The organism is bacterium (assembly GCA_023230585.1).
In the GTDB taxonomy this organism is placed as follows: Bacteria; Ratteibacteria; UBA8468; order B48-G9; family JAFGKM01; genus JALNXB01.
The window spans coordinates 1-22312 of sequence record JALNXB010000007.1 but is presented as its reverse complement, the minus strand read 5'-3'; the positions used below and the strand labels follow the sequence as shown (position 1 = coordinate 22312).

The following is a 22312-nucleotide window of genomic DNA, read 5'->3' as shown; positions in this document are numbered from 1 at the left end:
TATTTGATATTATATCACTTTTAATTTGAAATCAAAAAATAAATACTCCCTCCGAAGGTTTGACCTTGGGAGGTTTAAGGTTGTTGGGGTTTAACCCTGAGATAGGTGCTATGAGATATGATCTCTGTTTCTGTAACCCCGTTTTTGAAATCTGTTTTACGGGTTGTTATGGTTTTAATTTGTGTGCTGTTTGTTTCTATTATGTTTGTTGAAAGACTAATTTTTCTGTTAAGTGGTACTGAAGATGCTAAAGTAATCGTAAGTGTATTCTTTTTAATTTCAGCTTTTATTATAAATGGAAAATCGGTATTATTGGTAAATTTAAGGTCTATACCTTCAGTTGACGATACAGTTGCGTCTAATCCCATAGAGATATAACCCACTGGGCTCGAATGGTTTTGCCTTTCTGTAATATGTAACCCTGCTGAAAGAACTGTAGCATAAAGAGTTGAAGAAACCTGGCAAAGTCCTCCACCAGAAGCGGGTAGGAGTTTTCCATTTACTATAGCAGGAGCGTACCTAAGTTGGTCTCTCGGTATCTGCCAAGTAACTGTTTCGTTATAAGAGAACTCTGATTTAGGGTGTAAAATAAAGCCGTCAAGTTTTTCAACTGCCATCTGTATGTTTTTTGCTCTCTCGACTTCTGTCTGAAAATAGGTGGTATATGATGCCCATTTATGTGAGAAAAGATTGTCGCAGAAAGAATTAACGCTAACCATTATAAAAATTAAAACTAAATTAAATTTTTTGCTCATTTTTCTGTAATTGTTAAAAAACTTTCTGATGATTGTCCCCAGAACTCTGGTAGATACATCATAGATGCTTTTGTGGGGAGTATATGGTATCGACCTGGTGTTTCCGCTCTCAGAAAATAGTAAAACTCTTTTTTATACTCACCAAAAGATGAATCAAAAAACGCCACTTTTTCGTCTCGGACTTCTTTTTTTGTGTACCAGTTATCTTGTTGGTGTTCAACAACCTCGCACCCTGCTGGCAACATATCTTCAACCATTACATACTGATAACCTTCCTTCCCTATCACAGAGATTTTTACCATTATTATCTCTCCAACCTTAACTGTCCCTTCAAATTTTTCTTGTGGCTCTTTGTATATATTAAGGTCGTTGATATCTTTCTTATAAAGGAAATATTCTCTTTCAACTTTAAAACCTTCATCTTTAGGTTTTATAAAATTTGTTCTCGTGAAATATTTAAGGTTATGGGAATAGTATGCTCTACCTTTTCCTTCTTTTGAAAGTTTAACCTTATTTTCTTTACCTATATCAAGGGCTGATACAGGGAGTTTTGTTATTGAGGAAAAATTTTTAAGGGTATCGTCTGTAACCGTTGTTGTTACAGGTCTTTTTTCGTTGACACTTAAAGAAATAAGATAATTAGGAGACAGTTCGTCTCTCGTTTTCAAAAAGTCTGCAAGAGCAAATACGCATATAGCGGTATCTTTGGTTGAACGCCAATAACCAGATTTTTCTCTCCATAACAGATACCTTACCGCCTCTACTGCTTCTTTATTATCTGGGGCAACAGCAAGGGTTGCTTTAAGTGCCCAGGCTGTCGCTTCCACATCGTTGTTGGTCCATCCGTAATAACCAGTTCTTTCTGTTTTCCAATATGATATAGACTTAGAAAGAAGTGTCCTTTTCTTATACAGTTCTTCAAGAAGTTGGGTTGCTCTCTTATTTTCTTTCTGTTCAGCATAAATCAAGGTTAAGAGGGCAAGAGAATAAGAATTTATTTCTGCCCTTTTTTTATAAATCTCTTCAAGTTCTGTTTTATTAAATTCTTCTGCCTGAGTTAGTGCAAAAAGAATATATGTTTTTTCGTTAATATTTTCTACATCGTTAATCTTTTCTTTAAGAAAATCTTTTACTCTCTTTACACATTCTGGGTTAACTTCGTACCCTGCTTTTTGTGTAATAGATAACCCGTACAAGACATAAGCGCTTATATAAGACCTGCTTGAATCATTTGACCACCAACCCCACCCTCCATTGGTGTTCTGGCTTGCATAAATACGGGACAAACCTATATTTACCATTTGGGGCATCTCTTCAAGCATTCTCTTAAATTTTGTTTCATCTTCAGCAAGGAAAGATAAATCCTTTATACCGACCTCTTTTATGACTTTATTTAAATAGATTAGCGGGATAAACCTACTCATAGTTTGTTCAATACATCCGTAAGGATATTCTGCTAAGTAATCAAGGTTTCTAAATAGTCCGGATGCAAGAGAAGGGTAGATAATAGTTTTTAGGTCAATTGTAGGTAAAATAGCAGAAACAGGTATAAAAAAACTATCAGAAGAAGAAGGGGCAATTTCTCCTCTTTTTACCTGAAAAACCTCTTCCCCATAAATATATATAGGAAGAGTTATCTCCATAGCGTCTTTTTCTTTACCTGCTGTTGCTCTGAGTTGGATAACTGCTTTTTCTTTTTCTCCTTCAACCTTTACTTGCCAGTTAATCTGCCACTCTTTCCCTGCTGGGATTCTTTTCTCTCTTGTAGACGGGTCAAGTACCTTTATTCCGTCCACTGATAGGTTGGCGTTGATAAGGAGGTCTTCTTCTGTGTAGTTATGGATAACTCCTGTTATAAAAAGTCGGTCGTACTCTACAAGAAAACGGGGAGTTATAAGCCGAACTATAAGCGGTTTTGTAGAAATAATTTTTTGGGTAGAAGTTCCAACTTTTGTGTCAAGAGTTGCGCTTTTTACTGTTGCGCGCCATGTTGTAAGGTTGTCTGGTAGAGTAACTTCAAGAGATGCTCTACCTTGGTTATCTGTCATTATAATGGGGTTCCAATAGGCGGTATCTTTAAAGTTTCTACGTATGTTTTCATCTGTAAGGTCTTTACCGGCGCCCGCGTAAAGCCATTCATAAAAAGAGTAAGAGGACCCTATATTAAGCGGTTTTGTTCCATAAAAAAAATCTTCAATTTTAGGGGCAAGTTCGCCTGATATTGAGTATATAGATTCATCAACAAGCCCAAAAGAGAACTCTGCTGGTGTGGGATTATCTTTAAAATCCTTAGTTTTGATTAAATATGAAACTTTCTCACCGGGCAGATATTGTTCCCTATCACTTTCTATATCAACCTTTAAAAGATGCTCTTCTGATGATAACTTAATTATTCTGCTTGAGGTATAATATTTTTTATCTTTAACTCCTGCGACAGTAATATAAACGTTAGGGATATGTTCTTCTTTTAATTTAAACTCAAAAAGCCCTGTATTCCCATTAAGTTTGACTACCTCTTTATTATATATTTTTGAACTCTCTAAACTTATAAGAAGAGGGATATTGGCTACAGAAGAGTTTATAAGTGCTTGAACTGTATCTCCCGCCTTATATATATCTTTATCAAGAACTATCTCCATCTGTCTTTGTCCTGACCAACCAAAAGGAGTATCTTTATCTGTTATCCATATATACTTATTGCTTGTGATAAGATTGTTTTTTTCGTCTTTACTCTGTATAAATATTTTTGTGTACCCTGCTCTAGTAGGGGTGATTTTAATACTTTTTTTGCCGTCTTCATCTGTAAATAATTCCCTTTTTAAAAACTCTGTAAAAAGAATTTTTTTGTTTTTGTATACCTCAATTCCTGCATAAAAATTGAGGTTTTTTTGAGGGATAGGTATGTTTTCATAATCTGTAACAGATATTTGTATAGGTATATCTTCTCCAAGTTTATAAAGATTTTTTTGTATACCTATATCTATTTTGAAAGTGCCGGGCACAACTATTGTGTTAGCAGTAGATTTAACTTCTCTTCTGCTTGAGTCAACGACCCTTGCTTCAATAGTATACACAGATTCAGCATCGTAAGAATTCTTTAAAGGTATCTTTATCTCAAGGTTCCCTTTATCGTCTGTAATACCTTTACCTGCTAAAACTTGTGTTCCATAGCCCCAACCATAATAGTATTCTTCTAAGTGTTCATCATAAAAAGATGTTGAAGGTTTTTCGTAGACAGAATAATGAACTTCTGCTTCCTTTACAGGAGAACCAAAGTAGTATTGGGCGTTAATTGAGACGTTTATTGTTTCGTTTGGTAGGTACCTACTTTTATCTGGTGTAATTTTTATTAGGTAATCGGGTTTCCTATATTCAAGGACTTTGAAATTAGAAGAACTCTCTCCGCAAGATATTGTGTAACTACCCAGTGGAGGCTCTTCAGAAAGAGTAAAAGAACCGTAAAAACTGCCAGCAGGAGAAACTTCAACTTCTTTTTTATGAATATTGTTACCTTGGGGATCTTGTATACTTATAACCTTTTTTTTACTTTTGGAGATTTCATAAGAACCGTTGGTCGCTTCTCTTGTTATTCCTTTAAAATATACTGTCTGCTCAGGTCTGTAAACAGGTCTATCTGTATAAAGGTAGGTATATCTTTTACTTAAATCTTGGTGATAATAATCATAACTAAGAGATGCATAAGAACTTCCTTTTGTTGCAACTATTCTATGATATTTACCTTCTATTTCAAATAGACCGTTTTTATCTGTTACCCCTTTTTGTGTTGTATCAAGGTTTCTGTCAAGCAGACTAATTTCAACTTCTTTCAAAGGGGTTCCTCTATTTATGTCACAAGCATAAAGAATTGTTTTATCTTTATCTGTTCTTGAGATAAGAGATAAATCTGTAACGGTTAAAAAATGTTTCTGTTCAGGTAGGTTCTCTGGTTTTGATACAACTATGTATGTACCTATAGGTAGAGGTCCTATTTCAAATTTTTTGTCGTATATATCGCTTAACGGGCTTGGATAATTTATCTCAAAATCTTTTTTATATAATAGGTGGCAGGACAACTCTCTGGTATCAATATATTTTATTGCTTGACTAATATTCCCTCCAACTTTTTTATTCTTTACCTCTGCCGGAAGTTTTTGTATCTCTTCTTTAATATTATCTACCCTGAATATGGATATACCACATTTTTTTACTCGGAAAGAGTTGTATAGAACAAATACCTTCTCTGATTCTGTGAATACTCTGTTTCTATCATATAGGTTAAAAGATTCTGGCCTTAAAGCCATCTTTATTGTAGGAATTTCTACTATTTGTTTCTTTTTGATATATGTCTGAACATCAGAGATGTTTTCGTAGCCCTGTATGTAGGCGTTAAGTTGGTGTTCGCCTTCTGCCAGCCCTTCGATGATAAAAAAACCGTTAGCATCAGTTGTAGCGTCACCGTAGGATTTGCCCCAAGAGTTGACTGTTACATTTTTTAAGGGTTTGCCTGTCTCTTTAGATATAATTTTGCCAGAAACAGAACCGCCTTCTTTAAGAGTGAAATTAATTCCACCTCTGTTTTTGTTCTCTAAGATTGTAGTGCTTTTATGTTCTCTGACATATTTTTTTGAACTTGCCGTTAAATAGACAGGTCCAGGTCTTAACCAATATATAGTATAAAACCCTTTGCTGTTGGTTGTTGTATTGTTGACTTTTATACCGGATAGAGGTCTATCCTTATCATCATATACATACCCGCTAACAGAACCGGGTTTGTATATATTAAAAGTGGGAGAAAGAATACCTAATTTGGCTTCGTTCACTTCAAACCTTGTAACATACTCTCTACAAAACCCTTTGGCAGCTATCTCTATATTGTAATACCCAGAAGGTAACTCACTAATTGAAAAATACCCGTTTTTATCTGTATTAACAGATTTTCTAAATTGTGGGTGTCTCGAATAGAATGTTACCCTTGCTCCTGATACAATAGAGTTGTCCGATTGGACTATCTTTCCGTTGACGGTATCAGAGTAACCTTTTAAAGAAGAAAAAAGAAGAAAAAAGAAGGATAAAATTAAAAGATATTTTTTCATTTTTTATTCTCCATTATAGTTTTCGTTCCGCTAAATTTTCCATACCTTCTCCCCGCCCACTCTGTCATCTTGAACTTGTTTAAGTATCTCTAACCTAACCCATGTAACAGGAGTAGTAAAAGCAAAATTTCGGCTCAAGTCCCTCGGGGGTACTCGGGATAAGTCCGGAATGACAAGCAGGGGAGCTCATCTTTTATCATTACTCTCTCACCTGTTTTTTTGCTCAACGATGGTTTCGCAATCAAAAATATATATATCCGCACCTTTTATATCCCCTATTCTTGATTGAGAAACGGCTTTTTTTATTGAATAACTACTTGTTTTGCCTTCACAAGGAAGGATAACTCCCTCTTTACCGTCTTTCCTAACTAATAGTCCGTGTTTCCACGGGTTATAATACCTTATGGATTCGACTGCTTTAAGTTTTTTAGGGAGAGTAACTATAATTGTAATATTTTTAAGTTCATCTTCTCTTATAGGAGGGTACCGAAAATCTTTTGTTGCAGCGTTTATAGTAAAATATTCAAGTTCTTCTCTAAGGCAAGAGAAAGATGGTTGTAAAGTGCCTGCGCACCCTCTTGTCTGGTTATTCTTTTTAAGAGTAACAAATATAGGTCTAGACTTTATCTGGTCGTAAACACTCTTTTCAATGGTATCTGTTTTACCTGTGAAATGTTCTTGGAGTGTCTGCCTGCAAATATTTGTAAGTTGAATATTGTCTGGTACACCTATAGAGCATAAACAAATATAAGTAAGAAACAAAATAGAGATTTTTGTTAACATTAAGACTTTTCCCCTACTTGTAATAAAGAAATTTTTCTCAAACTAACTTACTTTGAACTACTAATTTTATATAGCCAACCAATGTCGTTTTTCTTTTTTACTACTATATCCTGCAACTATTTCGATACAGTACCCCATATCTCAAAATTTCTTCAATGAGGGTCATTCCTATATCTAAAATTTCATCAAAAGTGTAGGGGTGTCCAACAAGCCCATGAGGAAACTCAAAAGCAGTAGGTAAAGCGCCAGACGCCTGATGCAAGAATATGGGAAGGTTTATAGCGCTAAAATATCTGTCTGAAGAATCGATTGATGGTGGTTTCCAAGCGGGTCTTAATCCTTCTCTTCTATGTCTATCCGCAACAAGGGCTCCAATTACTGCTTGCCTATAACGAACATTTATTGGTAAGATAGAGTTTGGGCGAGAAAGCCACGGTCCAGGGTTATGGCTATGTAAAATAGTGATAATATCAGGTGTTTCATCTCTTACCAGATTTAGAAGAGCACGTGTTTCAGGAGCAATATTTTCTGAGAAAAAATCATCAAGATCTATATTGACTCCAGCATCATTATAATATCCACCAAGAAACCCTACATTGTTTAAGTTTATAGGGCTTTCTGGTGTATCATAAGAGTACCAACAGGGTTTTTCTCCTTGCTTGGTTTTTGGGTGTCCTTGCCCGTAATACATTAGGTCGTCTATTGTGCCCCCTACAAGATGTTTTATTGCACTTCGTATTCTACCGTCTGGTTGAGCAAGAGGGACCATTATCAGACGGGCTTTTTCTGCCAATTCTTTTAAATTATCCCATTTACGCCCCCTAAGGTCTACCCCTTTTTCTATAACATTTGATATGTTCACACAAGAAACGCAACCTTCAATTTCAGCGCCGTGTATTGTAGAAATAATTAATATAACAGGGTGAGTACGTTTTGAATGGTCAAAAAAACATTCTGGTTTACCGCTATGCTTAGAAATAGAAATATTACATTTTCTTTCAATAGGTTCTTTTTCGCCATAAGCTACTGCTCTTATGGGGCGACCACCATAAGATTTTCCTATTTCTGTTACAATTCCCTTCTTTATGTTGTCAAGAAACTTGTTTACTTCATCCCAATCAGATATCCAGAAAGGTGGTGATTCAAAAAACTTTGCATCTCGTATTATTGCTCCGCTCTTTTTGTCTATATTTTTCATTATTTTGCCTCTCCTTTCTTCTCTTCTTTTTCCCACCAGTCTTCCCATTTAGGTTTACGGTATAATTTAATCCATTCAGCAGACCAGGTTGAAGGAAAAGTAATGTTTTGACCAGTTAAACTTACAAGCGAATTGTTAGCAAAGTACCCAACAGCTCTCCACGGATCTGCTAAAGCATCTATGAGAGGACGGATAGCTCTTCTGTCTCCCAGTTTTCCTAATGTCTCTGCTGAAAGGCGTCTTACTTCTCTCTCTTCATCTTTTAATGACTCAATAAGGTGTTCTACTGCTGATGGTTGAGGAGTTTTTAATATAGCCTCAGCAGCAGAAATTCTAACTGTTTTATCAGGGTCTTTGAGATAGTAAGTGAAAAGGTCGTTAAACCTGTTCCCATCTATTACACTTAGGGTAGATATGGTTCTACTTCTAACTTCTGCTGAATTATCCTTTAATGCTTTTAAAAGAAGTTCTGATACACTATTCCCTTCGATTCTACCTAATGCTTCAATAGTTCTACTTCTAACAAAATTGTCTTTATCTTTTACCATTTCATAAAGAGGATTTGTGGCTAATTTGTTGCCTATTATTCCCAAAGATTCAGCGGAGTGGCCACGCACCTGAGGAGATGCTGTTTTAAGGCAGGATATAAGTGGTTGTACAGCTGGTAGACCAATGTTGGATAGGGATTTTATTGCAAGTTTTCGAGTTTCAAGGTTTTCATTCTCTAAAACTTTTATTAACTGGTTAACAGCAGGTTGCCCTATCTCCGAAAGAGCCCAACTGGCATGTTCTCCTACTCTTACATCTTTATCTGTAAGAGACAAAATAAGAGGTTCAACGGCTCTCTCATCTTTTATTTTTCCGAGAGAGTCTATTGCTCTTATTTTTACATACACATCTTTATCGTTAATAGTTGATATTAAAGAACTAACTGCTCTTTTATCTGATATTTTCCCTAAAGAAAAGGCTGATATTTTCCGTATTTCAGGGTTGGGATTTTTTAAAGCCTCAATAAATTTTTCAACAGAAGCATTTCCTATCGATACCAAAGCTTTTGAGGCTGCCGCTTGTGCAAAAACATTCTTATCTGTCAACATATCAGCAAGCGAAGGTACTGCCTTAGGATCTTTAATCTCGCCAAGTGCCCAAGCAACTTTTGCTCTTATAGAACTATTTTCGTGTTTTAGAAGGGCTATAAGAGGTTCTGTGGCTAATTTACCGAATGCAACAATTTTTATAACTGCTTCTGATTGGGCATCTTTTTCAAGGGTTACTTTTGTATTTATATCTGTTAATTGTTTGATTAAATCTTCAACAGTTGTTCCATTATCTGCAAAAGTTTTTATGCTAAAAGATATAAAACATAGAACAACTAAAAAAAATTTGAAAATTTTTTTCATTTCGCTCCTTTAGGGAAGACAAGCCAACCCTTCCTGCTCCATAACCTCATTTGTAAACAATTGGTCTACTTTTATTGTTTTGTCTTCTGTTATACGTATATGCCCACCTATTTCACCTATATTATTAACCGTTATACTATAATAAAGATTTTCCAAAGAGAAAGATACTCTTATTTTACCATCTTTTTCAGATACTTTGCTGTCAACCATTTTTTCAATATTTTTTTCTGAAACTTGTACTAAATGTAAAAAAGAGGTTTCGTTCTTGTTTGCAACTGGAGTTATTTCAACTCGCCAGCGCCCTATTGTATCGGTAACATCGTGCATACTGTTCATTCGTTCTCTTTTAAAATATTGGTTTCCGATAGGCCAGTTTTTATCTCCTGTCCAGAATTCTTTACCTGGTCCCCCTATCTTTTCTATAATTGCATTTATAGGGTAAAGAGTACGGCAAAATATACGACCATCTCCTTGGTCAACTTTAAGTTCGTTTTGTATGATTTCTGGTTCATTAGATGTATGTAAAAGCCAGCTTTTTTTGTATTCAGGTTTAACAGAAACTACTCTGTCAAATACAAGAAAAAGGTTGGGATTTAGGTATATAAACTGTCTGACCATCTGTTCACATTTATCAGGGTGGTAGGTTTTAGTAGCGTCTGTTGCTATATAACTAAAATAAGGGGTTGTTTCAAAAGCAAGGACTTTTGCAAAACTTGTTGTTCTGTTCTGTCCACCATAATTTGTTTCGCCAGGTATATGTATAAGAACAGCGTTGTGTGCTACAGTCTGTTTTGCGTATTTTTCTGTATGTTGGCCAATATTACCAGAACCGCTATCTAAAGCAAGGTCTCCTTGTTTGTAAATACTAAAATGGGTTGCGTCAAAATGTTCAGAACTTGTTAAACCTTCTCCAGCAGCAAATAGTGCATAAGTATCTTTTGGGCTAAACCCAGAAGACATCAACACAAGACCAATTTTAGAGTAATGGCGTGCAATAGGCATCCCCTTAGGTATACCTGGCATAGGTGCTTTATCTATTTCAGTATAAAGGAACGGGTTGATGGGATGTGCTCCTTCGGAAGGTCCAAGTTCTTCTATTCTCTTGCTCAACAGGTTTGCTATAGCAGAATATCCCGGTTCAGAGGAACCAAAAAAATGTAGAAACTGCCGTATATGATCGTACAAAAGATCCGGACCTGTTGTTTTTGTTCCCCACGAACGGGCATACCCAAAATGTCTAATAGCCCTCCCTTCAACTTCAAGAAAATTTCTAAGAATATAATCAGGGTTAACTATGTGTACCCAGTTTGGCTCTATTTCTTTTCCTGTAGCTGAACGCCAACAATGCATAAAAGCCCAATAGACCGTCGGTTGGTGTCCAAAAGCATAATCAAGTTTAGGTTGCCAACCACCATCGTCTCCTGCCAGTTCTAACATACGCCCAAACATTACTTGCTCATGACGGTGTCCAGCCCCTAAAACGCTTAACACGCGAGCGTATTCAACATCATCGAGAGAATCATCAAGAAGAACAATTCCAGCGTACCAGAGCATATCTTGGATATAGTACCAGTTGTGGCGGCCAAGCCTATTTTGGATTTTATCTTCAAGGTATACTGAATAAGTGTAATCAAGCATACCAGAGGCAAACTCTCTTCTCTCTGCTGGCGAAAGGTCTTCCCAGACCCAGTCTAATGCAGATATTGTTCCTACTCTTGAATAACTTCGTGTCCAGTCAAGTTGGCGGCTTAAATAATAATTGATAGTTGAACGTAACATTAGGGTAATTTTTTCAAGAAGAGCGCTATTACCTGTTACCTTGTACACAAAAGCCGCTTTCATAAGCAAAATGCCGTAGTCGTTTTTTTCAATCTGCCAAGTTTGAATCTCTTCGACCTCTTTTTTGATTTTTGCAAAATATTCTTTTTCTTCACTGAGAGCACGTTTCTTTACTAAAGACCAAGTTTCTGAGTTAAAAAAGAGGCGAGTTCTGTTTAAATTTAAAACAGGTAGTTGTTCTATTGCTGATATATACCCTAACGCAATTTCTTCTATTTGTCTGTTTTCAGTATTTGGTTCTTTAAGTTTAGGGTTTGAAAGTAGTTCTTTTAATTTTGTTAATGCAACGTGGTATTTTCGTTCTTGAAGATAAGAAAATGTAATACCAAGATTTGCTCTATCTTCCATTCCAGATGCTTTTGCTTCTTCAAAGTGAGTTCTTGCCGATATATAATCTTTTTTACGTAGAAAAATTTCTCCTATTCCTAAATGTGCTTGGGCTTTATCTAAAGAAGTTGCGGAATTTATTGAAAGTACAGATTTAAACATTTCTTCGGCTTCACTGAAATCTGTCTGGTAGATATGATTAAGGTCCATCTTCCCTGCTTCAATTAAGGCTGAGATTCTTTCTTTATCGTTTTTAGCCAGTTTAACAGCTGTTTCAAAATATTTCTTATGTTTTTTGAAGTCAAGATATGGACGCGTAAACCCTGTTACAATTTCTCCTCCTCCAAAAATGACTCTTCCATCAAACTTGTATATCTCTTTACCTTTATTAAATGCTTCTTCATAAGAATAAATTTTTTCAATAGAAACATTCTGACCTTGGCTACTGGAAATATAAGAGGATATGAAGAATGTAAAGAAAAATAAGAAAAAAATTAAATTTTTCATCGTATTGTTCCCTTGTCAGTTCTGGATAACATATTATTAAAAACTTTTTTTGTGATGAAAGAATAAGATTGAAGGCATTAACAATATAAAAGCAGATTGCCACGTTATAAGTATCTTCAAACATAAAGATTTTGTGACAAGAATTCCTTCAACTACAAGTTGTTAAATAACTATTACGTTAAACTGAAAAACTGAACTTTTTATAAGGAATTAATCTTAATGTTACCATAACAGAAAAAAATAGACAATGATATAAATAAAGAAGTTGTAAGATTTTAAAGGTAGGTCAACTTGAAAAAAAGTCTCTTTTCAGATATTATATAAGGATAATAGAACGTTAAAATAAGTAGCCCCAACGGGATTCGAACCCGTGTCTGATGGCTGAGAACCACCTGTCCTAGGCCTCTAGACGATGGGGCCTTAAATTTAAAACTCTAAATTAAAGTATAATACAGGAAAATAAGATTTATGTCAAGATATAAAGAGATTTGTGGATGTATACATATCCATTATCCACTTACAAAACTTAGAAATAGTTTTAATCAGTTAGCAGAAGATGGAAGAGTTGCAGGAGTTGATTTTCTTGTAATAAATAGCCATACCCCTTCAAAAAATAATATGTCCAAATACGAAAACCTTTTTGAAAAAGAAGGGTATTATGGAAAAACTCTTATTATAAAATCTGAAGAGACCAACGATAGAGATAAACAGAATCATCTTTTATTGGTAGGTGGTAAAAAATGGCACGGAGGTAAAGAAACTGTTTCTCAAGTTTTATCAGAAATTGAAAACACTGGAATAGTATCTTTTGTTGCTCACCCTGAAGGATTTCACAAGTTTTTTTTATACAAAAAACAGTACAGATGGGACGACTGGTCTCTCGATAATTTTACAGGTATAGAAATCTGGTCGATGCTTTTTGATTGGGCAAAATTTACTCGTATATATAATCTCCCAATAAACTATTTTACTCTACCTTACAACTTGAAAGGGCCTTCTACTTCTCTTCTCTCTTTATGGGATAGGTTGTCTACTAAAAGAAAAATTGTAGGTATTGCTGGGCTTGATATACATCTGCTACCTTTCTTTTTTAGGTGTATTGATATTAGCAACAAGTTTGTGTACTCTAATGTGTTTAAGGGGTTAAGGAACCATCTTTTTTTAGAAGACGGACTTACCTATAATGTACAAGAAGATAAACAAAAGATAATTGATGCTTTTGCAAAAGGGCGTCTTTTTTTTGCTAACGACCGCATACATAATAGCAAAGGTTTCTATTTTGGGACTGAAGATGGTAATAAAATTATGGGAGATACCCTGAGTTCTGGAAAAAACCTTTTGGTGAAAAACCCAGTTAAAGCTTTTACAAGAGTAATTTTTAATGGCAACATACTTTGGGAAAAAGAAGTAGAGATGTCTACTTTTTCCCCTAATGATAAAGGTGTTTACAGGGTTGAGGTTTTTTTAAATAGACGACCGTGGATTTTTTCAAACCATATTGCTATAAAATAAAAAAATTGATTTGGTCTTGCATAAAATATAAAATGGTGGTAATATATAAGACTAAATTTGTAATTGAAGCAAAAAATAGATGTAAATAGCGTTAGATTAAAGGGTAAAAATGAAAAAGAAAATACATAAGGATGTTGTTTGTAGGGCGTGGTTGCAAAGAGAAACAAAAAATAAAGCAGAAAAAGAAGGTAAAGAATATTTTTTTTGTAGCCCTGCCTGTAAGGACAAGTTTGAGAAGGACCCTGAGAAATATTTGAAGCTTGTTGGATAAGATTTATGGAAGATATTGTAAAAGATGTGCCAGAAGTGGTTGCTCTTGATATAGAAACAACAGGGCTTAAACCAGAAGAAGATAGAATAGTGGAAGTGGCTTTGCTTAAGATTAAAAATGGAATAACCTGCCGTAAACTTACTTCATTTATATATCCGAAAATCAAGATTCCTCCTTCGGGGCTACCAGTAAATAAAATTAAACCATTTATGTTAGAGGGTGCACCCTCCTTTGATGATTTAGCTTTGGAACTTGCAGATTTTATTAAAGGAGAAACCCTTTTGATACAGAACGCTTATTTTGATATCCCCTTTTTGAAGACAGAGTTTAATAGGAGTGGTGTGAAATTTCCAGACACTTATGTTTATGATACTCTGTTATTATCCAAAAAACTATTCTCGTTTGAAAGAAATTCTCTCTCTTATCTTGCAAGTTTTTATAAACTGGATGTTAGCGGTATGCATAGAGCTGAGAAAGACGCCATGATTACTTACAAAATATTTTGTAGGTTTTTTAAAGAAAAACCTTTAGAAGTTCTTAATATGAAGAAAGAGACTTCGGAGATAAATTATATTGATACACCTCTTATAAGGAAAAATATACAGGAAGCTATGAACGACGGAAGAGAGATATGTATCAAATATAGAAATAGAAATTTTGAAATAAGTACTCGTCGTATTGAGCCTATTAAAATTTATAATGAGAGTGGAAAATGGTATCTAAATGGCTTCTGTTCTTTAAACAATGTTAATAGAAGGTTCCGTCTTGATAAAATTTTAGAAGTGATTGACAATATATGAATATAACAAGTATTATAAGGAAGTGGTGTTTGGGAGTAGAAATGGTTTCAACTTTTGTTCTTCTAATCTTTATTTCAAATATGATGTCTCATCTAAATATCCTAAAAAATCTACTAATTAAAAAAATAGTATATAGTTATATTTTTTATTAACTCCCTTAACCTCTGAATTCTTCAAAAAGTGGCAAGAATTACGGGGTGGGGTGCAAGAAAGGAGGGAAGTACAGTGAAAGAGAAAGGTAAAGTGAAGTGGTTCAATAATGCTAAAGGTTATGGCTTTATTGAAAGAGAAGGTGGTGAGGATGTTTTTGTTCACTATTCTGCTATTACTGGAGATGGATATCGCACATTGCAAGAAGGCGATGAGGTTGAATTCGAAGTAGTGCAAAGTGATAAAGGACTTCAAGCTGCTAACGTAGGAAAAATATAAAACCTAAAAGGTTGCCGGGGCAAAGATTATGTCCCGGCAACCTATCCAACTTGTGTCTTGTTTCTGCTGTAGTTTAAAATATGGCATCTTATAAGTGCTGTATAAAATATTCCTGCATAACTTCAAGAATAAGGGTAGGAAAACATTTGTTCTTTTCTTATACATCCCTTGAATTTTTTCTTCATATATTGTAATTTATACTCAAAACCTATAAAGATATTACTATGAAACCTATAAAATATATTATTTTAGTATTGTTTGTTGGAACTTTGTCTTCTTATCCAGCTGAGGTTCAGAGAGATTACTTAAAAATGGCATTTGAGGCCCACACTAAAAAGATGTACAATCTTTCAAATCTACAACTTGAAAAACATATAAAAGAGAACCCTAACTTACCTGATTTAGATTATGCGTTTCTTTTATATGCAGTAAACTATATTCAATTGAACCAATATAATGAAGCAATCACGAAACTAACATTCTTAAAAACTCATTACCCTAACTCACCTTACTTGAAAAACACTTTTACTTATCTTATCCTTGCCTACCTAAAAACCCAAGAGATAAATTCTGCTGTTTTATCATATAGGGATTATAAAAAAAAGTTTGGTACTGATACTTTTGTTGAAAAACAAGTCGAAGAAATACTGCTACAGTCAGCAATTCTTTTTTTTAATAAAGGCGAAACTTCTCATAGTTTAGAGTTTTTCAACCTTTTTTTGGAAGAATTTAGCAATTCTGAACACTTACCAACTGTTTACTACTACCGAGGGTTGATCTATTATCGCGAAAACAATTTCCTTAAAGCTAAAGATTTTTTTAAGAGGGCTTTAGAAGGTTCTTCTTCTCTAAAGAATATAGATATATTGGCAGATACACATTTAAAACTTGCAGATAGTCTATTAAACCTTAGAGAATCTAAAGAAGCTTCAGTTATATACAAGGAAATCAATGAAAAATTTTCTGATACAATATATAATATATGGGCATCGTTTCGATTATCAATAATAGAAAAAAGGAATGACAATTTTCTGCAAGCAGAGGTTTTGCTTAACAGTATTAAAGGTAAAGGGGATGAAGAGTTGAATTACAGGATACTTTATGAACTTGCAAATATAAAAATACTTCGTGAAGATTGGCAATCTGCTCAAGAAGAGTTGAACCTTATTATAAAAACTTTCCCTCAAAACCCTAATATCCCAGAGATATATATGCAACTGGGGTTTATCTATTTTAATTTGGGAAAATTTGAAGAATCAGTACAGGTTTTTAATAAATCCTTAGTAAATGCTACAACACCACAAATTAAGGAAAAAAGTTTTTTTGGGCTCGGTTATTCATATTATTCTTCAGGAAATATAACTGAAAGTTTTAAGGTATGGGAGCAATTTGTTAAAGAGTTTCCAGACAGCCCTTTCTTGAAAGAAGTTTTTTTCTTACAAGGGAAAACTTTTTACGAAAAAAAGGATTATCTTAAAGCAGAAAAGAGTTTTGGTTTAATAATATCTAATTTTCCAGAAAGCGCTCTTTATAAAAGTTCTATTAAAATGTTTATTGAAAGTTTAATTGAACAGAAAAAATTTAAAGAAGCAAAACAAATCTGTGAAGATAGCCTTGCAAAAGAAGTTGATGAAACTATTACATTTTTATACGGTAAGACTTTATATCTATTAAAAGAGTATAAGAAGAGCGGAGAAATTTTTGAGAAATTATCAGTTAAAAATCCAGAATTGGATGTTGAAGCTAAATATTATTTAGCAAAAATATATGAATACCAAGGTGATAATGCAAAAGCTCAAGATAAGTTTCTTGAGATAATGACATTCTATAAAAACTTTCCTAACTGGACGAAAATTGCTGAAGAATCAATAAAGAGACTTCAAAAATGAATAGAAATTTTTTTTTATGTTTTATATTTTTTGTTTTAAATGGGTTGCTTCAATCTCAAGATATCAGATTACCTGAAGAAAAAATTATGGGCGAAGATTTAAGGATTGAAAAATCTGATATACTTGAAAAACCAATTAACCATACTGATATTCAGTTTCCTCTTGTGCCTTTGATGCCTGAGAAGGAAGATATTGTTTTAGAAGAAAAAGTAGATCCAAATGTTGTAGTAGAACCTGAAAAATCAACAGACATCTCTATTGATAAAGGCTCTATCGGCTTTACTGTTGATACCAACATTGATTACTCTATGAAAATTTGTTACCCAATCTTAAAGGAAGGGTTTCAAGGGTTGATAGATTTTGAAGTTTTTAACAATAATGGTTACAGGAAGAATGATGAAAATTCTGGGGCCAAGATAAGTTGTTTTTTAGAAAGTTTGGCAAACACGTTTTCCGCAAAAATAACAGCTGGCAATATGGATTTACCAGGACCTGAAGGTTCCCTTTTTGACTTACAAAGAGATTATCTTTCTTTCAATTCTGCTTATTCTCACCATTGGACCTCTGGCATAAACCTAAAAATTGGTCAGTTGTTTTATAGTATAGATGAAGTAGATACAAATTATTCAAATATTGATTTGTCCATAGATTTTTCAAAATTATCTTTTAATATTGGTCTTGAAAGGTACGATATTTTTAATGAATTGTCCACTACCTCATTATATCAAGGGCTTTTGTGGGAGTTAAACAGTTTTAAAGCTGGATATAACCTTAAAAGAATTGAAAACTACGATGTTAAATTTTTACCTTACATAGAGTACACTCCTACTGCGAACATAAGATTAGAACTTGATAGTATGTATAAGATGCCAAATTTCTGGGAAGAATTGATTTTATCTAACTATAAAAGAATAGATAAGGCTTGTTTGCCTCCAGAAGAAGAATATAGATGTAGGATTCTTTTGGATAAACAAGAAAAAAATTATAGTTTACAACTTGAACTTGCCCAAAGTTATATTGCAAATGGTTATTTTTGGTCAGATGTTGATAAGGATGGTTTATTTGAACCTGTTTCAGAAGAATATTGGCAAACTCGTTTTGGGCTAAATTACACACAGTCTTTATTTGAAAGTTTATCGTTTTTTTTAAAAGGAGAGAAAGATTTTTGGAACAAGGATGTTTATTATTACCCTGAGGCTTCTTTTGAAGTTGGTTTAATTTTTGGACAACCTACTTCTAATCTAAAAATATGGGCTTCTTATATTGGAGAAAAACTTTTTCCTGATGAGAGGCTCGACGCTTGTGTAGTCTTTAATACTGAGATAAGACTTGCAAAAAAGGATAATATAGAATGGGTTGCTGGTATATCCAATATCGGTAACAAAAAACACTCTATTGTTCCAGGGTACCCTATTGAAGATAGAAAATTTTATGGTTCAATAAAGTTTTATTTTTAGGATTTATAATGGGAGGAGAACAAAATGAATTTGTGGAGTTTTTTTATCAAAGGTGGTCTGATAATGATTCCTATATTGCTGTGTGGTATATTAGCTTTAGGAATAATAATAGAAAAGATTATTTCTCTTCGTTCCTCAGGGTTTGATAACGAAAAATTTATTAAACAGATTGAAGAAATATTAAAAAAGAGAAAAATTAAAGAATCTCTGGCTTTGTGTGATTCTATAGATAAACCTGTCCCTCGTATAATAAAAGCGGGGCTTATGAAATCTGATAGAAGTAGAGAAGAGATAAAAGAAAGTATAGATGACGCCTCTAGCTACGAGATACCTCTACTCGAAAAATATCTTGGAGTTCTTGCAACCATAGCCACTGTTGCTCCTCTGCTTGGTTTGTTGGGTACAGTAACTGGTTTGATAAGAGCTTTTATGGTAATCCAATCTAAAGGGGGTCTTGTAAATCCAGGCGATCTTGCAGGTGGTATATGGGAGGCACTTGTGACGACAGTTGGCGGGTTGATAGTTGCTATACCTGCGTATATTGCTTACAATTATTTTGTTACCAGAGTGAACAATATTGTAATGCAGATGGAAAAGAGTGCCTCTCGGTTAATGGATATACTCTTCCTTATTAAGTCTGAAGAGGAGGCTTGAAATGAGATTTAAAAGACATTATTCTATCATTAAGGGAGAATTGAATATGGCTCCTTTGATAGATGTTGTTCTACTGCAATTGATATACTTTATGTTGACATCAAGTTTTATTATGCAACCAGGTATAAAAATAAATCTTCCTCAAGCTGCAACTACCGAAACAGTTAAAGAAAAAGAAGTTGTTATAAGTGTATCTGAAACAGGCGTCATTTTTTATAAAGATGTTCCTACAACTATCGAACAACTTGAAGCGTTGTTGTCCAGAGAAGCTAAAAAATCAACAAATTTAATATTAATTTTAAAGGGCGACAAAGAAACAAAACACGGGATGGTTGTATCTGTAATGGATACAGCTCGTAAAGTAGGCATAAACAGGATTGCTATAGCCACTATGCCTGAATTTTAAAATGAAATCAGAAAAACTTTTACTGAAAACCTTAATTATAAGTTTTTTTATCCACATTGCTGGCATTTCAGTATTTGGGATTATTCTTCCGAAGTATTATTCTGAAAAAAAACCTATAGAGGTTTCTCTTTTGCCTCCTTCAGTTGCACCTTCAGAGATTAGACTCTCAAAGGTAGAGGTAACTCCAAAGATGCCTGAAATTAAAGCAAGTGGTGAGAGATTGGCTATTAGTAGAGAGCAGGAAGTTATTAAGTTTTCTGCAGAAAGGTTTATTGGTTCTTCAGAATATTTACCTATTACTCAAATTAATCCAAAATTTGAACTTCCAGAACAACAAGTACATTTCCCAATTATGACAGAATTGGTTGAAGGAGAACAGGTTGTATCTACTAGAAAAACTACTCTTGAAATAGAAGGACTTGCAGGAGGTAGGCAGTTGATATATAGACAAGAGGTAGAATATCCTCAATGGGCTCAAAGGGAAGGTATTGAAGGTAATATTAAGATAAAGTTTTGGGTAAACCCTGAAGGTAAAATAACATCTGCAGGGATAAATAGTTCCTCAGGGCACCCTGAACTTGATTTGTATATAACAGAAAGTTTTAGAAACTGGTTGTTTGAACCTGTTAAAACTGATAAACAGGTTTGGGGGATAATAACTTTCAGGTTTAGACTAAAATGATAAAAGTACAGGTTAATATGTTGGTAAGTTTATATCTTTTGTTGAGTATTGCTATTCTTGTATTGTGGATGATATTTGAATGGCAAAGAAAACCTGTGTCCAACATCAGGGAACATAGTTTTTTATGGGAGTGTCCTACCTGTTTATATATTTACATTGATAGTTGTTCTGAAAGCATATCAAAATGTCCTCAATGCCAAACTCTTCACAGAAGGCAAGAAAAAGTGTAAAATATAAGTATAGGATAAATTGTAGTATATTATCAAAGTAAGGTTGGAAAAGTTTTAATTAAATGATGTAAAGGAGTTGAGATGATAACAGAAATAGGTATAACTGCAGGAGAGATATGGCAATATCTTGAAAAATATAATAATACCACCCTTAGTAAAGTGGTGGAAGCAGTTAATAAAAATAAAGATATTGTTATGATGAGTCTGGGCTGGCTTGCCCGTGAAGGACATATAACAGTTGATACGATAGATAACGATTTGAAAATCGTTTTAAGAAAAAAAGATTAATTTCTATTGATTTAAATTGGGGGATCGTCTAACGGTAGGACATCAGACTCTGGATCTGAGTGTCTAGGTTCAAGTCCTAGTCCCCCAGCTTTTTTATATATTCTTATTGAAAGGTTTTATCCTTCCAACTTACAAGAAAATATCTGATATATGATGAAAACCCATATTCTAAATGAAATAAATGAGGTTTTAGATAAGATAAATGATAATGCTTATAAATCTATAATCTCTTATATACAGAAAGCCAGAAGAGTTTTTCTGGTTGGTTCTGGAAGAAGTGGTCTTGTCGGTAGATGTTTTGCAATGCGACTTATGCATTTAGGGATTCCCACCTATGTTGTTGGGGAGACAACCTGCCCATCTATAAATAAGAACGACCTTCTTATAGTTATATCTTGTTCTGGTAGCAATGTTAGTATACTTGAGTTTGCTAAAATTGCTAAAAATAAAAACGCTTATATCTTATCTATAACCTCAAAAGATACACCGCTCGTGTCTGTTTCTCATTATTCTGTTGAAATACCCAATATTAAAACAATTCAATTTGGCAATTCGTTATTTGAACAAGTGGTCTTTCTTTTTCTGGAAATATTTGTAGAATTATATAGAAAAAACAAAAATATACCATTTAAAGAGATGATTACAAGACATTCCGATTTTACTTAAAACTACTTAAAAAATATAGGTCCTCAGTAAACTTCATTAATTATTGTTATTTTATCCACATTACTTGCTTTTTTATGAGCATTTATCTGAATATTTTCGGGAATTATATGAAGTTTTTTTCATAACGTTTTTAAGTATGTTCCCAAAGCATACATTTTGTTCTCTTGTTGTTATATGATAAGATACCTATATTAAGGGAACATATTATAATAATTAGGAGATTTATTTAAATGAAGATAAGAGAAAGGGTTCAAAAAATAGTTCAAGAGATTCCTGAAAATGTTAAATTGGTAGCAGCAACCAAAACAAGAACTATCGAAGAAATTAAAGAAGTTATAGATGCAGGGGTTGAGATTCTTGGCGAAAACTATGTGCAGGAAGCGGAAGGAAAGATTTTAGAGATAGGTAAAGCGATTCAATGGCATATGGTGGGCCACCTGCAAACCAATAAGGCCGATAAAGCTGTTGATATTTTTGATATGGTAGAAACAGTTGATAGTATAAGGCTAGCAAACAGGTTAAACAGAACTGCTTCTGAAAAAAAGATTGTATACCCTGTTCTTATTGAAATTAATAGTGGTAAAGAAGAAAAGAAGGCAGGTGTTTTTCCGGAAGAAGCTGAAAGTTTAATAAGAAACATCTCAAAATTATCTCATATCAGGATTGAAGGTTTAATGACTATGGGTCCTTTTTTAGAAAAGGTTGAAGAGATAAAACCTTTCTTCCGACTTACAAAAGAAATTTTTGATTATATTAAAAGTATTAGTATACCTAATGTTGAAATGAAATACTTATCTATGGGTATGAGTGATACATGGCGTATAGCTATAGAAGAAGGGGCTAACTTGATAAGGTTGGGAACAGTTATTTTTGGTCCAAGAAAGATTTAAATGCTGGTTGTGTTTAAAAAAAGTAAGAGGTGTCTACTCACTCTGGTACTACGGCGCATACACCTTCTACGCCACAATCGGGCACTCTGAGAACTCACCCTTCTGCACAAAGGGCGTCTCCGAAGGGCTTAACAGGCTCAGAGTAGGGGAACAAAAGGCTTGAACCTTTTGTTAACAGCCCGATTCTTGCTTGAGTTGTAGTAGCACCTCGTAATTCGTGAATAGACACATACTTT

19 protein-coding genes and 2 tRNA genes are annotated in these 22312 nt (G+C 34.0%); 14 read left to right on the top strand and 7 right to left on the bottom strand.

The annotated features are described in order from the left end of the window. Positions 1-74: 74 nt before the first annotated feature. From M0P98_02860 to M0P98_02830, 7 genes are all read right to left on the bottom strand, one after another. Complete coding sequence (locus tag M0P98_02860) at positions 75-755, bottom strand: VanW family protein (protein MCK9265811.1); 681 nt, start codon at positions 753-755, stop codon at positions 75-77. Beyond that, positions 752-5848, bottom strand: a complete 5097-nt coding sequence (locus M0P98_02855; protein MCK9265810.1) for a carboxypeptidase regulatory-like domain-containing protein — start codon at positions 5846-5848, stop codon at positions 752-754. Before M0P98_02855 ends, M0P98_02860 begins: the two co-directional genes overlap by 4 nt. 207 nt (positions 5849-6055) lie before the next feature. Further along, a complete protein-coding gene (locus tag M0P98_02850; GenBank protein ID MCK9265809.1) occupies positions 6056-6631 on the bottom strand; it encodes an AMMECR1 family protein in 576 nt (191 codons plus the stop codon). Between the two features lie 103 nt (positions 6632-6734). After that, a complete protein-coding gene (locus M0P98_02845) occupies positions 6735-7829 on the bottom strand; it encodes a hypothetical protein (protein MCK9265808.1) in 1095 nt (364 codons plus the stop codon). Beyond that, a complete protein-coding gene (locus M0P98_02840) occupies positions 7829-9229 on the bottom strand; it encodes a HEAT repeat domain-containing protein (GenBank protein MCK9265807.1) in 1401 nt (466 codons plus the stop codon). The genes M0P98_02845 and M0P98_02840 overlap by 1 nt, the downstream gene beginning before the upstream one ends. A 9-nt stretch (positions 9230-9238) precedes the next feature. Next, positions 9239-11902, bottom strand: coding sequence for a heparinase II/III family protein (locus tag M0P98_02835; protein MCK9265806.1), 2664 nt, complete (start codon positions 11900-11902; stop codon positions 9239-9241). Between the two features lie 347 nt (positions 11903-12249). After that, positions 12250-12322, bottom strand: a tRNA-Glu gene (locus tag M0P98_02830). A gap of 48 nt (positions 12323-12370) precedes the next feature. On the opposite strand from M0P98_02830, the gene M0P98_02825 reads away from it, so the two are divergent. From M0P98_02825 to M0P98_02760, 14 genes are all read left to right on the top strand, one after another. Further along, on the top strand, positions 12371-13414 hold the full coding sequence (locus tag M0P98_02825) for a hypothetical protein (protein ID MCK9265805.1): 1044 nt from the start codon (positions 12371-12373) through the stop codon (positions 13412-13414). Positions 13415-13523: 109 nt separating this feature from the next. Next, positions 13524-13685, top strand: a complete 162-nt coding sequence (locus M0P98_02820) for a YHS domain-containing protein (protein ID MCK9265804.1) — start codon at positions 13524-13526, stop codon at positions 13683-13685. A 5-nt stretch (positions 13686-13690) separates the two neighbouring features. Continuing rightward, positions 13691-14485 carry an exonuclease domain-containing protein gene (locus tag M0P98_02815; GenBank protein ID MCK9265803.1) on the top strand — a complete coding sequence of 265 codons (795 nt, stop codon included), beginning with the start codon at positions 13691-13693 and terminating at the stop codon, positions 14483-14485. 225 nt (positions 14486-14710) lie between these two features. Next, positions 14711-14914, top strand: coding sequence for a cold shock domain-containing protein (locus M0P98_02810; GenBank protein MCK9265802.1), 204 nt, complete (start codon positions 14711-14713; stop codon positions 14912-14914). Between the two features lie 224 nt (positions 14915-15138). Continuing rightward, positions 15139-16803: a tetratricopeptide repeat protein gene (locus M0P98_02805; protein MCK9265801.1), complete on the top strand. Its 1665-nt coding sequence runs from the start codon at positions 15139-15141 to the stop codon at positions 16801-16803. Next, on the top strand, positions 16800-18260 hold the full coding sequence (locus tag M0P98_02800; GenBank protein ID MCK9265800.1) for a hypothetical protein: 1461 nt from the start codon (positions 16800-16802) through the stop codon (positions 18258-18260). The genes M0P98_02805 and M0P98_02800 overlap by 4 nt, the downstream gene beginning before the upstream one ends. A 24-nt stretch (positions 18261-18284) precedes the next feature. Then, positions 18285-18914 (top strand): MotA/TolQ/ExbB proton channel family protein, encoded by a 630-nt coding sequence (locus tag M0P98_02795; protein MCK9265799.1) that lies wholly within the window; start codon positions 18285-18287, stop codon positions 18912-18914. A 1-nt stretch (position 18915) separates the two neighbouring features. After that, entirely contained in the window at positions 18916-19320 is a 405-nt protein-coding gene (locus tag M0P98_02790) for a biopolymer transporter ExbD (GenBank protein ID MCK9265798.1), read from the top strand. Position 19321: 1 nt separating this feature from the next. Then, entirely contained in the window at positions 19322-20002 is a 681-nt protein-coding gene (locus M0P98_02785; protein ID MCK9265797.1) for an energy transducer TonB, read from the top strand. Continuing rightward, on the top strand, positions 19999-20232 hold the full coding sequence (locus M0P98_02780) for a hypothetical protein (GenBank protein ID MCK9265796.1): 234 nt from the start codon (positions 19999-20001) through the stop codon (positions 20230-20232). The genes M0P98_02785 and M0P98_02780 overlap by 4 nt, the downstream gene beginning before the upstream one ends. Positions 20233-20313: 81 nt before the next feature. Then, on the top strand, positions 20314-20520 hold the full coding sequence (locus M0P98_02775) for a winged helix-turn-helix domain-containing protein (GenBank protein ID MCK9265795.1): 207 nt from the start codon (positions 20314-20316) through the stop codon (positions 20518-20520). A gap of 17 nt (positions 20521-20537) precedes the next feature. Beyond that, positions 20538-20608, top strand: a tRNA-Gln gene (locus M0P98_02770). A gap of 62 nt (positions 20609-20670) precedes the next feature. Next, positions 20671-21186 carry an SIS domain-containing protein gene (locus M0P98_02765; protein MCK9265794.1) on the top strand — a complete coding sequence of 172 codons (516 nt, stop codon included), beginning with the start codon at positions 20671-20673 and terminating at the stop codon, positions 21184-21186. Positions 21187-21416: 230 nt separating this feature from the next. Next, positions 21417-22076: a YggS family pyridoxal phosphate-dependent enzyme gene (locus M0P98_02760; GenBank protein MCK9265793.1), complete on the top strand. Its 660-nt coding sequence runs from the start codon at positions 21417-21419 to the stop codon at positions 22074-22076. The last annotated feature ends 236 nt before the right edge of the window (positions 22077-22312 follow it).

Excerpts from the sequence above, each read along its gene's own strand:
- M0P98_02860 (MCK9265811.1), bottom strand. The coding sequence starts at position 755 with ATGAGCAAAAAATTTAATTTAGTTTTAATTTTTATAATGGTTAGCGTT.
- M0P98_02855 (MCK9265810.1), bottom strand. The coding sequence starts at position 5,848 with ATGAAAAAATATCTTTTAATTTTATCCTTCTTTTTTCTTCTTTTTTCT.
- M0P98_02850 (MCK9265809.1), bottom strand. The coding sequence starts at position 6,631 with ATGTTAACAAAAATCTCTATTTTGTTTCTTACTTATATTTGTTTATGC.
- M0P98_02845 (MCK9265808.1), bottom strand. The coding sequence starts at position 7,829 with ATGAAAAATATAGACAAAAAGAGCGGAGCAATAATACGAGATGCAAAG.
- M0P98_02840 (MCK9265807.1), bottom strand. The coding sequence starts at position 9,229 with ATGAAAAAAATTTTCAAATTTTTTTTAGTTGTTCTATGTTTTATATCT.
- M0P98_02835 (MCK9265806.1), bottom strand. The coding sequence starts at position 11,902 with ATGAAAAATTTAATTTTTTTCTTATTTTTCTTTACATTCTTCATATCC.
- M0P98_02825 (MCK9265805.1), top strand. The coding sequence starts at position 12,371 with ATGTCAAGATATAAAGAGATTTGTGGATGTATACATATCCATTATCCA.
- M0P98_02820 (MCK9265804.1), top strand. The coding sequence starts at position 13,524 with ATGAAAAAGAAAATACATAAGGATGTTGTTTGTAGGGCGTGGTTGCAA.
- M0P98_02815 (MCK9265803.1), top strand. The coding sequence starts at position 13,691 with ATGGAAGATATTGTAAAAGATGTGCCAGAAGTGGTTGCTCTTGATATA.
- M0P98_02805 (MCK9265801.1), top strand. The coding sequence starts at position 15,139 with ATGAAACCTATAAAATATATTATTTTAGTATTGTTTGTTGGAACTTTG.
- M0P98_02800 (MCK9265800.1), top strand. The coding sequence starts at position 16,800 with ATGAATAGAAATTTTTTTTTATGTTTTATATTTTTTGTTTTAAATGGG.
- M0P98_02795 (MCK9265799.1), top strand. The coding sequence starts at position 18,285 with ATGAATTTGTGGAGTTTTTTTATCAAAGGTGGTCTGATAATGATTCCT.
- M0P98_02790 (MCK9265798.1), top strand. The coding sequence starts at position 18,916 with ATGAGATTTAAAAGACATTATTCTATCATTAAGGGAGAATTGAATATG.
- M0P98_02785 (MCK9265797.1), top strand. The coding sequence starts at position 19,322 with ATGAAATCAGAAAAACTTTTACTGAAAACCTTAATTATAAGTTTTTTT.
- M0P98_02780 (MCK9265796.1), top strand. The coding sequence starts at position 19,999 with ATGATAAAAGTACAGGTTAATATGTTGGTAAGTTTATATCTTTTGTTG.
- M0P98_02775 (MCK9265795.1), top strand. The coding sequence starts at position 20,314 with ATGATAACAGAAATAGGTATAACTGCAGGAGAGATATGGCAATATCTT.
- M0P98_02765 (MCK9265794.1), top strand. The coding sequence starts at position 20,671 with ATGATGAAAACCCATATTCTAAATGAAATAAATGAGGTTTTAGATAAG.
- M0P98_02760 (MCK9265793.1), top strand. The coding sequence starts at position 21,417 with ATGAAGATAAGAGAAAGGGTTCAAAAAATAGTTCAAGAGATTCCTGAA.